We start from the raw sequence: 13428 nt of genomic DNA, 5'->3' as shown, positions 1-13428 counted from the left end.
GGCTCAGCCCTCCACCTTGTTGGTTCGGGACGCCAGCCAGCCTTCACAGCAGGCCTTGGCCAGGGCACGGACGCGGCCGATATAGGCCTGGCGCTCGGTGACCGAGATCACGCCGCGCGCGTCCAGCAGGTTGAAGCGATGGCTCGCCTTGATGCACTGGTCGTAGGCGGGCAGCGCCACGCCCTTGTCCAGCAGGTTCTTGCACTCGGTCTCGGCGTCGAGGAAGTGCTGCAGGAGCATGTCGGTATCCGCATGCTCGAAATTATGGGCGGAGTATTCCCTCTCGGCCTGAAGGAACACGTCGCCATAGGTGACGCCGTCGCCGTTGAAGTCCAGGTCATAGACGTTCTCCACGCCCTGGATATACATGGCCAGACGCTCAAGGCCGTAGGTCAGCTCTACCGCAACCGGGTCGCATTCGATGCCGCCCACCTGCTGGAAATAGGTGAACTGGGTCACCTCCATGCCGTCGCACCACACTTCCCAGCCCAGGCCCCAGGCACCCAAAGTCGGGCTTTCCCAGTCGTCCTCGACGAAGCGGATATCATGGGCCAGCGGGTCGATCCCGAGACGCTTCAAGCTTTCCAGATAGAGTTCCTGGGCATTGGGCGGCGAAGGCTTCAGCAGCACCTGATACTGGTAGTAATGCTGCAACCGGTTGGGATTCTCGCCGTAACGGCCGTCCTTGGGGCGGCGCGAGGGCTGGACATAGGCGCATTTCCAATGGTCCGGCCCCAGCGCCCGCAGCGTGGTGGCGGGATGGAAGGTCCCGGCACCCACCTCCATGTCATAGGGCTGGAGGATGACGCAGCCCTGCTCGGCCCAGAAAGCCTGCAAGGTGAGGATCAGGCTTTGGAAGCTCGGCTTCTTGGTCCCGACATTACCCATGGAAAACCGCCATTCAATCAGGTTGCAGCGAAATCGCCGCAACCCTAGCTTCGCGGCCCGACAGGGTCAAGGGCGGGGCCGGTTTTCATGCGGCCTGACGGCGCCACCCATCAAGACGGCCTTCCAGTCCCGCCTGGGTCCGAGCATCCAGGGCGAATTGCAAATGGGTGCGCCCCCCTTCCACATCCACAACACGGGCCAGAATTAGTTCGCCGCCATCCAGCGAGACGCTCACCCTGGTTCCCGATTGCAATCCCAGATCCACGTCGAGACAGGCTCCGCCCGCCGAAAGATCCTGGGTTCGGCAAGACCGGCCATCGACCGTGGCCGTGATGCTCACGCTGAATCGTTCGAATTGGCGCCGATTGCCCGTCTGATGCAATGCCGCAAGGAAATCTTTGATCTCGGAGGTCAGTTCCGACGTCCGCGAGTTCAGCTCATTGGCGGTATCGAACAGCGCCTTGGCGGAATCGCCAGTGGTGCCCGCCCCCGCGCTGACCTCCGAAATGGTTTCGGTGACACTGCGCGTGCCGATGGAGGCCTCGTGGACATTGCGGGCGATTTCGTTGGTGGCGGCACTTTGCTCCTCGACAGCCGCAGCGATGGCGGTCGCCGTCTCGTGAACGGTGGCGATGGTTTCACCGATGGCCCTTACCGCCTCGGCCGTCTCTTGGCTGACATCCTGGACCGCCTTGATATGGATCCCGATTTCCTCGGTGGCCCTGGCGGTCTGGTTGGCGAGGTTTTTCACCTCATTGGCCACCACGGCAAAGCCCTTGCCCGCCTCGCCCGCCCTCGCCGCCTCGATGGTGGCGTTCAGCGCCAGAAGATTGGTCTGGGCAGCGATATCGTTGATGATACCGGCGATATCGCCGATACGGCCCGTCGCCGCGGAAAGCCCCTGGACGATCTCGTCGATATGACGCACGTCATGGGCGGCCCGTTCGGCGACCTCGGAGGAACGGGCGACCTGGCCCGCGATCTCACCTTGGGAGGCGGACATTTCCTCGGCAGCCGCAGCCACGGTTTCCACGTTGACCGAGGCCTGTTCGGCGGCGGCGGCAACGCTGGACGCATTGCGGCTGGTGCCGTCCGCCACATGGGAGAGAGACTCGGCCGACACCCGCAATTGCGAGGTCGAAGTCGAGACTGAATGCAGCACGCCCTCGACGCTCTGATTGAAATCCGCGGTCAGACGCTCGATTGCCTCCTGACGGCGATTGCGGGCCTCCTGGTCGGCCAGGTTCGCTTCCTCCAGACGACGTTTTTCGATAGCGTTGCGCTTGAACACCGCCACGGCTTCCGCGATTTCACCGATCTCGTCACGGATACCATCTTGTTCAACCTCGACGTCCAGATCACCCTCGGCCAGATGCAGCATGGTCTCGGCCTGACGATGGACGCGCGAACCGATGCGCATGCCGATCCAGGCGGAAACGCCCGAGACAATGCCCAGAATGACCAGTGCGATCAACCCGACCTTGACCACCGCCGCACGGGTCACGGCCTCCACGTCGTCGATATAGACGCCGGTGCCGATCCCCCAACCCCATGGAGTATAGGGAATGATCTGGGCAAGCTTGGGAGAGTCGTAGGAATCCGCCCCGGGACGGCGGCCCACATACTCCACCAGACCGCCGCCGTCGCGCCCCGCGGCGACAAAGGCACGATAGATGAACTTACCGGCGGAATCCTTCACCTCCAGCATGCTCTTGCCCACTTCCTTGGGCCGGAAGGGATGCATGAGCAGGTTGCCCTCCAGGTCATTGACCCACAGGTAATTATCGCCATCGAAGCGGATCATGCCGATGGCGACGAGCGCAGCCGTCTTGGCCGCATCCTCGGTCATCTCGCCCTTCTTGGCCTTGCCATGATAGGCCTCGGCGATTTTCATGGCGGATTCGACGACGCTGTGGATCTGCACCCGGCGCGTTTCCAGTTGGCCGTTGCGCACAGTCAGAACGGTCACGACGGCGAAGGCAAGCAGCCCCAGCGCCGCCAGCGCCGGAATGGCCAGCAACCGAAACCGTAGCGAAATAGTCCTGCCCGACATCCACCCCTCCCGATAGAAGCAATAATCTTTTGTATTAGTGGTTTTCCGACATCCAGGTAAAGCGTGAAGCGTGAGGTCCTACCATGCGCAAATGTCAGGATGGCTGGATGGCGGCGGGTTAATGGGCACAATTCAGGCTAAGCCGTTGAGCCTTGCCGCAGGACGGGTTACCCTGAGGGCGTAGCCAAAGGGGGAAACAACCATGGCCATTGCCTGGGACGAAGCACTGAAGGTCGGCGACATCGAAATCGATGCCGACCACAAGGAACTCATCGGACTGATCAACGATTTCGAAGCCAAGGCCAAGGCCCCGGAGGGCGTGGACAAGCATGTCATCCAGGTGACCCTGGAACGGCTGCAGCTCTATGCCTATGACCACTTCGCCCGCGAGGAATACATCCAGGCGGTGGCCAAGTATGAGGGGCTGGAAGAGAACAAGCGTCAGCACGCCGCCTTGCGCACCACGCTGGGCACCTACATTGAAAAGTTCAATGCCGGACAATATGCCGATCTCAAGGTGGCGGCGGGCGAGATGTCTGCCTTCCTGAACCACTGGCTGATGAACCACATCTTGGAAACCGACCTCAAGATGAAGGGCAAAATGAAGGTCGAACAGTGGCGCTGACCCTCTGCCCCGGATCGGCCTCATACCATCGGCAGGGCTTTTGCCCTGCCGGATTTGGCCTACCTGTGAGGAACACCGAACGGGAGCCCTGGAATGATCGACCTCTATTACTGGACCACACCCAACGGGCACAAGATCACCATCTTCCTGGAAGAAAGCGGCTTGGACTACCGCATCAAGCCAGTCAACATCTCCAAGGGTGAGCAGTTCCAGCCCGACTTCCTGCGCATCTCGCCCAACAACCGCATGCCCGCCATTGTCGACGACCAGCCCACCGATGGCGGCGCTCCGCTTTCGGTATTCGAGTCCGGCGCCATCTTGGTCTATCTCGCCGAGAAGTGCGGGCAGTTCCTGCCCAAGGACGCGCGCGGGCGGGCCGAGACGTTGCAATGGCTGTTCTGGCAAATGGGTGGACTTGGCCCCATGCTGGGCCAGAATCACCACTTCGTCCAATACGCCCCCGAGAAGATCCCCTACGCCATCGAACGCTATGTCAAGGAAACCAACCGTCTGTACGGCGTGCTGAACCGCCGCCTCGCCGACCGGGAATTCATGGCGGGCGATTATTCCATCGCCGACATGGCCTCCTATCCCTGGATCGTGCCGTGGGAGCGCCAGGGACAGAACCTGGATGATTTTCCCCATCTCAAGCGCTGGTTCCAGGCCATCGCCGCCCGGCCCGCGGTGCAAAGGGCCTATGCCCGCGCCGACGAGGTCAACACCCAGCGCGTCGTCAGTGAAGAGGCCAAGAAGGTACTGTTTGGACAAACCGCCGCGACATTGGGCCCGGCACAATGAGGCCGGCGAGCTTATTTATGTATTGCTTCCGCATCTTTCATCACCAAGGCCGAACCTAGCCAAAAGGCTATAAGTGACACTCCTAATGTTAAACAAGTCATAAACGCTATGGATTTGCGGTGAATTTCCGCCTTCTCTAAATATCTGCGCGCTTTCATTCTGTGACAATTTGTGACATCCGGCTTTCTCCACCACTTCCCCCCTTCGGATGTTTGACATGCGGTGTTGGTTGCGATTTATTTGCACTGCAACAAAACACATAGAATCGGCGCGGGGGCAGTCATGACATGGCTTGATGACAGGCGAATCGGGACAAAGATCGCATTGATCGTGGCGGCGGCCTTTCTCGGCATGTGCCTGATCTTCGTCGGCGCCCTCAACATGCTCGACACCGAGGTGCTTTCCGGGCGCAAGGCCAAGGTCAAGGACCTGGTAGACAGCGCCGCTGGCGTCATCGCCTCCTACGAGGCCGAGGCCAAGGCGGGCCGCCTGCCCGAGGCCGAGGCCAAGGCGGCCGCCCGCCGCGACATCGCGGCGCTGCGCTACGGCAGCAGCGACTATTTCTGGATTCACGACCTGTCGGGGCGCATGGTCATGCACCCCATCAAGCCTGAACTGGACGGCACCGCCGTCGATGAAATGAAGGATGCCAGCGGCCAGCCCCTGTTCGTGCGCATGAACGAACTGGTGAAGGCCAAGGGGGCTGATTTTCATTACTATGACTGGCCCAAGCCCGGATCGCCCAAGCCGGTCCGCAAGGTTTCCTATGTCAAGCTCAACTCTGGTTGGGGCTGGGTAGTGGGAACCGGCGTCTATTTAGACGACGTGGATGCCGCCTTCTGGTCCAGCGCCTTGTATTTCGGCAGCGGCGTCTTGGCACTGACCGCCCTGGTCATCGCGCTGTCCTTCCTGGTGGCGCGGCGCATCACCCGTCCCCTGGTCAATCTTTCCTCAGTCATGGCCGAATTGTCGCGCAAGGAATTCCACATGGATGTCCCGGCCCTGACCCGCAAGGACGAGGTCGGCGACATGGCGCGAACCGTCGAGATCTTCAAGGAAGGGCTGATCCGCGCCGAGCAACTGTCCGAAGAGCAGCGTCAGGCCGAGTGGACCAAGGACAAGCGTGCCCGCGTCGTCGACAATCTGCTGAAGGAATTCAACGAGGAAGTGACCGAAGCCCTCAAGGGCATGGCCAATACCGCCGAACAGTTGGAAACCACCTCGCGGGTGCTGTCTGACACCGCCCAGGGCGCTTCGTCCCAGGCTACGGCCGTGGCCTCGGCCATCGAGGAAACCGCCGTCAACATGCGCACGGCGGCGGGATCGGCCGAGCAATTGGCCATCTCTGGCGAGGATATCAGCCAAAGGGTCAGCCTCTCGGTGAGCGTGGCTGGCGACGCCTCGGCCGAGGCCAGCCGCACCACCGCCCTGATCAACAGTCTGGCCGAGGCCGTAGACAAGATCGGCGCCGTGGTGGCCCTGATCAACGATATCGCGTCTCAGACCAATCTGCTGGCCTTGAACGCCACCATCGAGGCCGCCAGAGCTGGCGAAGCGGGAAAAGGCTTCGCCGTCGTGGCCAATGAGGTCAAGACCCTGGCCAACCAGACGGCCCGGGCCACGGACGAGATCGCCACCCAGATCAGTACCGTCCAGAAGGTCACCGGCGATGCGGTAACGGCCATCGGCTCCATTTCCGCGGTGATCGAACGCATCCGGGAGACGTCTTCGGCGATCGCCGAAGCGGTCCACCAGCAGGATCAGGCCACCGGAGAGATCGCCGAGAATGTGCAACAGGTTGCCCAGGCGACAGCCGAGGTCAGTTCGAATATTCTCGGTGTCAACCAGGCCGCCGAACAAACCGAACATGTCGCCGACGAGGTATTCGGGACGGCCAAGGATGTGGCGGAGCGCGCCAACACTCTTCGCGATCGGGTGGACACCTTCCTGACCAGTATCCGGGCATCCTAAGATATCGAGAGAACCCCACATGAAATATGCGTTGAAAACCGCCGGAACCGCTGCACAGCTTGATCTCAGCGGCTCCCTGACTTTCGCGGAAGCCCCCCAATTCCCCAAGATCCTGACCGAGTTGGAATCCATCAAATCCCTGACCAAGCTGGAGATTGATCTGGGGGAATTGAACTTCATCGATTCCACCGGGATGAGCCTGTTCGTTCATATCTATGATGCGTCGCAGAGCCGGAACATCAAGGTATCGGTTCTTAGAGCCAACGGCCCCGTGGCGTCGGCACTCGAGCGCGCGGCCTTCAAGACGCTTTTCGAGTTCAGGTGAGCCGGGTCCCGCCATCTCCCACAATCATCAACCGGACCTCCGGCAAACGGGGTCTCGGTCGTTTCGGACGTCTTGCCGCCTCTGGTTTGCTGCCGCTGCACGCCGATGAGAATGGTCATTGCCTCGTCCTGTTCGATGGAGCAGGCACGGCAGATCTCGGCGACATCCTCTGCCCCCCCGCCGCCTGGGCCATCGACCTCGGCGCGGCTTCGCCCGACCAGGGTCTGGACCGGCTTCCCGCCCGTCTGCTGGTCCGCGCCGCCACCACGACCATGGTCGCCCATGACGTGGTCAATGTGGTGGTCGCGGCCCTGATTGAGCGTCTGCCACGGGCACGCAGTATCGAAATGGATCTGCGCATCGTCTTGCAGGAGGCGGTCAGCAATGCCGTGATGCACGGCAATCTGTGCCTGGACGGCCGCCTGCGTGGCAGCCGCGAAGGGCTTTCCCTCTTCACCCAGACCATGCAGCGCCGCCTGGGCGACCCCCGCTTCGGGCACCGCCCGGTCACCATTGCCCTGGACTGGAACCAAGCCTATCTGGTGGTGCGGGTCGAAGATCGCGGACGCGGCTTCCGGCCCCCCGCCACCTCCCTTCCGGTCGAGGCGAAAGCCTGTTCCGGCCGGGGTATCGGCCAGATCCGGGCCCTTTGCCAGAGGGTGATCTTCACCGACCGGGGGCGGCGCATCACCATGCGGTTCGGCCTTCCGCCGTCTCAGCCCGCCACCTGAACCCAGGTCACGTCGTCGACGCAGTCGCCGGGTGATCGGGATGCAAAGGCATCCATCACCCGTCCCGCCGTCTCGGCGGGGTCATCGGTCATGACGTCGCGGACAATCTTGGCAACCCATTCGCCGCCCAGCGGCTCACCCGTCGGATCAAGGGCGTCGATCAGCGCGTCGCTGTAGAGCGAAAGCTGGCTTCCCGGCGGGAACGCCATCACGATGGGCTCGTAATGGGCCTTGAGGCTGATTCCCAACGGCAGACCACCGGCCCCGACCAGACGCGGTTCGCGGCCTGGCTCCGCCAGAACGGGGGCCGGCCCCCCGGCATTGACCAGGGACAGAGTACGCGCCTGGGAGTCGATCACCACCAGTGTCATGGTGGCGAACTGGCCGCGCGGCAGCAGTTGCTTCAAGGTGACGTTCACCTTCTCCAGCACGGCTTCGGGAAATCCCATTTGGGCATCCATATCCTCCAGCATCAGATGCAGCCGGAAGGTATTGATGGATGCGGCGATGCCGTGGCCGGAAAAGTCCACGGCATAAAGCGCCAGACGGTTCTCATCGACCGGCACAAGCCCCCACAGATCCCCGCCAAGCTCCGAGGACGGCTTGAAGACCGCGCTGATGGACAGGCCATAATTCTGGCGGGCCGCGCTCATCTGTTCGGGCGTGGGAAGCAAAGCGTTCTGCATCCCTCTGGCCGTGCGTAAATCCAGCGCCAGCCGGTTCCTGTACCGGCGCAAATCCGCCAGGGCCAAGTGACTGCGCAGATGAACCTCGACCCTGGCCACCAGTTCCAGACGATCAATGGGCTTGCCGATATAGTCGTTGGCGCCCGCCGCGAACAGGGCGTTGCGGGTCGCCTGATCCACCACCGCCGAAAGCACCAGAACCGGCAAGGCGTGGTAACGGGAATCCGCCCGCAGGGTCAGCAGGAACTCCTCGCCGTTCATCACCGGCATCATCAGATCGAGCAAGACGATGTCGGGCCTGAAGGACTCCACCTTGTCCAGGCCTTCGCGGCCGTTGCGCGCGCATTCCACATTGGCAAGGCCCATGCTCTCCAGCACGGCGCAGGCAAAGACGCGGTTGAACTCGTTGTCCTCGACAACCAGAACCCTGGCCCCGGCCAGATCGATGCTCAGATCCTCAAGATTGTCCAACGGCGCTCTCCCTCAGAAAGGCAGGATAGCCGCGCCTGGAAAATTCGCCAGTGAAGATCATTGTTTCCGGCGGGTAAACCGACCATGGCCCGCAACAATGGCTTGACGGAAAGATGAACGGATAGGCAATATCATTGCGTCAGAACGCGCCAATAGAAAATAAATATGCGTTCATTTAGGGCAGCAAGCAGTAATCGGTAGGGCTGGCACCATCCTGGGTCCGGCTATCGCCATTACCTGTTGGGAGAAATCCGTGTTCGCCCGTATCGCTGACGCCCGCATCACCGTAAAATTCTTTATCGCCCCACTCCTTTTGGTTGTCTGCATCATGGTGCTGGGCGGCGTTTTCCATGCCGCCATGGAAAAGCAGGAGCGGTCCATGGAAGACATGGTCACCGTTTCCTTCGCCAACAGCCGTACCGCCGCCGAGTTGGACGGGATGGCGGCCACCATCGAATCAAACATCTACCGCCTTCTGGGCTGGCAGGCGGCGCGCGAGGAAAAGGAGCGGATCGATACCCTGGACACCCAGGTCCGCGCCGACCTCAAGACGCTGGGCGAAAAATCCAAGATTCTGCTGGAAACCCTGAAATCCGACGCGGCCGCCACCAAACAGATTCGGGACTACGTCCTAGCGGCGGGCGATGTACTCGACATGTACCGAAGCGACCATGTCACGGCTTTGGCCATGATGGGCGCCACCGAGCTGGAATATGATGGAATCCGGGCCAAGCTGCGCGAGATGACCGGCAAGGCCGCCGCCGCCGCCGACCAGGATTACCGCGAGGCCAAGACCGCCGCTGGCGCCACCCGGACCCAGTACTTCCTGGTCCTGGCCGTGTTCCTGGCCCTGGGCGCGGTCGTGACCATGGGCATGGCGCGGCTGACCGCCCGCCCGGTTACCCAGTTGACCGGCGTGATGGGCCGTCTGGCCGAGGGCAGCACCGATGTGGAAATCCCGTCCCAGACCGGGCGGGACGAGGTGGGCGAAATGGCCCGTGCGGTGGCGGTGTTCCGCGACGGCATGAAGCGGGCGGCGGAACTGGAATCGCAGCAGCGGCGCCAGCGCGAACAGCAAACGGATCTGTTGGCGCGGCGCGACCGCTTGATCGCCGATTTCAACGGGGCCATGGAAAAGATCATGGGGACCGTCTCCGCCTCCATCGAACGGGTCCACACCCTGTCCAGTTCCCTGCAATCCACCGCCGAACAGACCAGCGCGCAGGGATCGGCCGTGGCGGGCGCCGCCGAACACTCGGCCGCCAATGTGGCCACCGTGGCCAGCGCCGCCGAGCAACTGGGATCATCGGTCCAGGAAATCAGCCGCCGGGTCTCCGAAACCGCCACCATCACCTCGGAAGCGGTCAGCGGCATCCACACCGCCAACAGCACCATGGATGGGCTGGCCGAAGCGGCAAAGCGCATCGGCGAGGTGGTGCAGCTGATTAACGACATCGCTGGTCAAACCAATCTTCTGGCCTTGAACGCCACCATCGAGGCCGCCCGCGCCGGTGAGGCCGGAAAGGGGTTCGCCGTGGTGGCCAGCGAGGTCAAGACCCTGGCCAACCAAACGGCAAGGGCCACCGACGAGATCGCCCAGCAGATCGCAGGCATTCAATCCATCTCGGCCGAGGCGGTGAACACCATCCGCAATGTGGGCGTCACCATCGACCGGGTGAACGAGGTGGTGTCCTCCATCGCCGCGGCGGTAGAGGAGCAAAGCGCCGCCACGGACGAGATCGTGCGGTCGGTGCAGGAGGCGTCCTCGGGCAATGCCGAGATCACGCGCAACATCGCCGATGTGTCCAAGGCCGCCATCGCCACCGGCCAAATGGCGGCGGGCATGTTCGAGGCTGCCGACGAATTGGTGGAGGAAGCCGGTCACCTGCGTTCGGAAGTCGGTGGCTTCCTCGGCAATATGCGGCAGGGCTAGGCATAAAAAAACCGGACGCGGCACCTTCGCCGCGTCCGGCCTTCATCCGATCAAGGCTACTTTGCGTCGTATTCGGTGTGGTAGGCGCCGATGCGCTCCACCTCGGTCTTCGAGCCCAGGATGACGGGGACGCGCTGATGCAGTCCGGTGGGCTGAACCTCCATCATGCGGCCACGGCCAGTGGTGGCGGCACCGCCCGCCTGCTCGACGATGAAGGCCATGGGATTGGCTTCATACATCAGGCGCAGCTTGCCGCCCTTCTTCATGTTCTCGGTATCGGCCGGATAGAGGAATACGCCGCCGCGGCACAGGATGCGATGCACCTCGGCCACCATGGAGGCCACCCAGCGCATGTTGAAGTCCTTGCCCCGCGGGCCTTCCTTGCCCTGGCGGCATTCATCGATATAGCGCTTCACCGGCGGCTCCCAGAACCGCTCGCGCGACGCGTTGATGGCGAATTCCTTGGTATCGGCGGGAATGGTCATATTGGGATGGGTCAGCAGGAACATGCCCACATTGTTGTCGAGCGTGAAGCCGTTGACCCCATTGCCGGTGGTCAGCACCATCATGGTCGAGGAGCCGTAAAGGGCATAACCGGCGGCCACCTGCTTGACGCCGGGCTGCAGGAAGGCATCCTTGGACCCGGCATCGGCTCCCTCGGGCAGCTTCAGGATCGAGAAGATAGAGCCCACCGAGATGTTGACGTCGATGTTGGACGATCCGTCCAGGGGATCGAACAGCAGCAGATACTTGCCGTCGGCGGCGCCGTGGACCGCATGCACGTCTTCCAGCTCTTCCGAGGCCATGCCCGCATAGGACCCGCCCAGCGCGTTCATGTGCAGGAAGATATCGTTGGCCAGAACGTCGAGCTTCTTCTGCTCCTCGCCCTGGACGTTCTCCGACCCGGCAACGCCCAGATTACCGGCCAGCGCACCGCGATTGACCTCATGAGAGATCATCTTGCAGGCGAAGATGATGTCGGTCATCAGGGCGGTGAACGAACCCGACCCGCCCAGGCGGCGCTGTTCCTGCAACAGGAAGTGGGTCAGCGTGATCCTCTTATACGGCATGTCGTCCCTCTCTCAAGCTCGGCGGATTTTCCCGTCATTGGCTGGGCGAAGTGTTACCCGATCCTGACACAGGAATGCAACGTGAAGGTGGGACTTTGACCCCTCCGCCCGGGTGGGCTACGATCCCGCCTCATCATTTCAGGAGTCACCCATGGCCGATCCTTTGAGCCCCGCCGACCAGACCCGCATCCGTGAATTGGTCACCGTGTTCACGCGCATCGGCGAGGAACGCATGAAGGATCTCGGCCTCTACAATCCCGCCCTTCAGGTGGAAGCCGTGGGCTTTCGCCAGTGGCAGGGCTGGCTGGCGGGTATCTTGGTGACGCCGTGGTTCATGAACTTCATGCTGCTGCCCGGTCCTGACACCGAGAACCTGGCGGGCGTCGAGCCCGGCTCGCGGCGGCGCATCGACCTGCCCAAGGGCCAGGTGGTCTTCGTGGTCGGCGAGGTCGAGGAAGTGGGCTATTACCTCTCCCACTCCATCCACTCGCCCATGGGCCAGTTCCCCGATCACGCCAGCGCATCCACCACCGCCTGGGCCGCCGTCGGCCCCTATTTCCAGGAACCGGGCGAGGAGCCCGAGACCGGCTGCGGCTTCGGCTGGGGCGTCAACAAGGGGCCATGAAAGGTATCGCCGCCCTCCTGCTTTTCCTCAGCCTCCCCGCCGCCGCCGGGGAGTGGCAGCCCTGTCCGCAATGCCCCCCCATGGTGAGCATACCGGCTGGCCGGGCCGTGATGGGCGATGACATGTCCAAGTTCGCCAATGAGAAGCCTGCCGTTCCGGTCACCATCTCGCGGCCCTTCGCCCTGTCGGCCACCGAGATAACCTTCGACGAGTGGAACGCTTGCGTCGCCGCCCATGCCTGCCGGGGCGGCCAGGACGATCACGAATGGGGCAAGGGCAAACGCCCGGTGATCAACATCACCTGGGACGACGCCAAGGCCTATGCCGCCTGGGTGGGAACCCAAAGCGGCCTCGTCTGCCGTCTGCCCACCGAGGCCGAGTGGGAATTCGCCGCCCGCGCCGGAACGTCTTCCGGCTATTGGTGGGGCGAGGATGTGGGCCGGGGCCGGATCAATTGCCGCGATTGCATGGGCAAGGAGACGCCTTACGGTTCCAAGCCGGTCAGAAGCTTCCCGCCCAGCCCCTGGGGCCTACATGAGATGAACGGCAATGTTTGGGAGTGGACGGCGGATTGCTGGACGCCTGACCATTCCAAACTGGCCGCCACCAATGAGTCCACCTGCCGCGACAAGGTGATCAAAGGGGGCTCTTGGTACTATTTCTCCGCCATGTCGCGTGCCTCGGCGCGAGCCAAGAACGACGCCACGGTGTGGAGCTACAATATCGGCATCCGGCTGCTGTGCGAGTTGCCGGAAGGAAAGGAGGAAAGATGAACGAGACCAAAAAGCCCATCGCCGTGGTCGCCGCCGAAGCGCCGCCGCGCAGCGTCAAATCCATCTATCCCGCCGCCCTGGCCGGACGTGTGGAAGGCCGCCTGAAGCGCCCGCTGGGTGATCTGTTCGGACTTGCCAATTTCGGCGTCAACCAGACGCGACTGGCGCCCGGTGCCTGGTCGGCGTTGCGCCATTCCCATGCCCGCCAGGACGAGTTCATCTATATCCTGGAAGGCGCCCCTACCCTGCTCACCGATGCGGGCGAGACCCTGTTGGCGCCGGGCATGTGCGCAGGCTTCAAGGCCGCCACCGGCGACGCCCACTGCCTGATCAACACCAGCGATGCTGATGTGGTCTATCTGGAAATCGGCGACCGCAGCCCAGGCGACGCCGCCACCTATCCCGACGACGACCTGCGCGCCGAAATGGGGGCGGACGGCAAATGGCGCATGCTGCACAAGGATGGCACGCCCTATTGA

13 protein-coding genes are annotated in these 13428 nt (G+C 62.7%); 9 read left to right on the top strand and 4 right to left on the bottom strand.

Annotated elements, in window-relative coordinates:
* Positions 1–3 precede the first annotated feature (3 nt).
* On the bottom strand, positions 4–888 hold the full coding sequence (locus CCC_RS09615) for a glycine--tRNA ligase subunit alpha (RefSeq protein ID WP_009868329.1): 885 nt from the start codon (positions 886–888) through the stop codon (positions 4–6).
* 85 nt (positions 889–973) lie between these two features.
* A complete protein-coding gene (locus CCC_RS09610; RefSeq protein WP_082036576.1) occupies positions 974–2941 on the bottom strand; it encodes a cache domain-containing protein in 1968 nt (655 codons plus the stop codon).
* A gap of 202 nt (positions 2942–3143) precedes the next feature.
* Between CCC_RS09610 and CCC_RS09605 the strand changes: the two genes are divergently transcribed.
* From CCC_RS09605 to CCC_RS09585, 5 genes are all read left to right on the top strand, one after another.
* Positions 3144–3566 (top strand): bacteriohemerythrin, encoded by a 423-nt coding sequence (locus tag CCC_RS09605; RefSeq protein WP_009867155.1) that lies wholly within the window; start codon positions 3144–3146, stop codon positions 3564–3566.
* Between the two features lie 93 nt (positions 3567–3659).
* Positions 3660–4364: a glutathione binding-like protein gene (locus CCC_RS09600; protein WP_009867156.1), complete on the top strand. Its 705-nt coding sequence runs from the start codon at positions 3660–3662 to the stop codon at positions 4362–4364.
* Between the two features lie 282 nt (positions 4365–4646).
* A complete protein-coding gene (locus tag CCC_RS09595; protein WP_041041038.1) occupies positions 4647–6335 on the top strand; it encodes a methyl-accepting chemotaxis protein in 1689 nt (562 codons plus the stop codon).
* Between the two features lie 19 nt (positions 6336–6354).
* Positions 6355–6660, top strand: a complete 306-nt coding sequence (locus tag CCC_RS09590) for an STAS domain-containing protein (RefSeq protein WP_009868780.1) — start codon at positions 6355–6357, stop codon at positions 6658–6660.
* The gene (locus tag CCC_RS09585; RefSeq protein ID WP_041041036.1) at positions 6657–7391 is read left to right on the top strand and encodes an ATP-binding protein; all 735 of its coding nucleotides are present in this window, start codon (positions 6657–6659) and stop codon (positions 7389–7391) included. Before CCC_RS09590 ends, CCC_RS09585 begins: the two co-directional genes overlap by 4 nt.
* On the opposite strand, the gene CCC_RS09580 is transcribed toward CCC_RS09585, so the two are convergent.
* On the bottom strand, positions 7376–8548 hold the full coding sequence (locus tag CCC_RS09580) for a PP2C family protein-serine/threonine phosphatase (protein ID WP_009868778.1): 1173 nt from the start codon (positions 8546–8548) through the stop codon (positions 7376–7378). The two genes, CCC_RS09585 and CCC_RS09580, sit on opposite strands and share 16 nt — an antisense overlap.
* A gap of 253 nt (positions 8549–8801) precedes the next feature.
* Between CCC_RS09580 and CCC_RS09575 the strand changes: the two genes are divergently transcribed.
* A complete protein-coding gene (locus CCC_RS09575; protein ID WP_041041034.1) occupies positions 8802–10481 on the top strand; it encodes a methyl-accepting chemotaxis protein in 1680 nt (559 codons plus the stop codon).
* Positions 10482–10537: 56 nt separating this feature from the next.
* On the opposite strand, the gene CCC_RS09570 is transcribed toward CCC_RS09575, so the two are convergent.
* Positions 10538–11551, bottom strand: coding sequence for a class 1 fructose-bisphosphatase (locus CCC_RS09570; protein ID WP_009868776.1), 1014 nt, complete (start codon positions 11549–11551; stop codon positions 10538–10540).
* Positions 11552–11702: 151 nt separating this feature from the next.
* Between CCC_RS09570 and hybE the strand changes: the two genes are divergently transcribed.
* From hybE to CCC_RS09555, 3 genes are read left to right on the top strand one after another with little or no spacing between them, the layout of a single operon-like run.
* Entirely contained in the window at positions 11703–12176 is a 474-nt protein-coding gene (gene hybE / locus CCC_RS09565) for a [NiFe]-hydrogenase assembly chaperone HybE (protein ID WP_009868775.1), read from the top strand.
* Positions 12173–12949: a formylglycine-generating enzyme family protein gene (locus CCC_RS09560; protein WP_009868774.1), complete on the top strand. Its 777-nt coding sequence runs from the start codon at positions 12173–12175 to the stop codon at positions 12947–12949. Before hybE ends, CCC_RS09560 begins: the two co-directional genes overlap by 4 nt.
* A complete protein-coding gene (locus CCC_RS09555) occupies positions 12946–13428 on the top strand; it encodes a cupin domain-containing protein (protein WP_009868773.1) in 483 nt (160 codons plus the stop codon). The genes CCC_RS09560 and CCC_RS09555 overlap by 4 nt, the downstream gene beginning before the upstream one ends.

Origin of the sequence: Paramagnetospirillum magnetotacticum MS-1 (assembly GCF_000829825.1) — a bacterium.
In the GTDB taxonomy this organism is placed as follows: domain Bacteria; phylum Pseudomonadota; class Alphaproteobacteria; order Rhodospirillales; family Magnetospirillaceae; genus Phaeospirillum; species Phaeospirillum magnetotacticum.
This window is presented reverse-complemented; position numbering and strand designations above follow the sequence as displayed.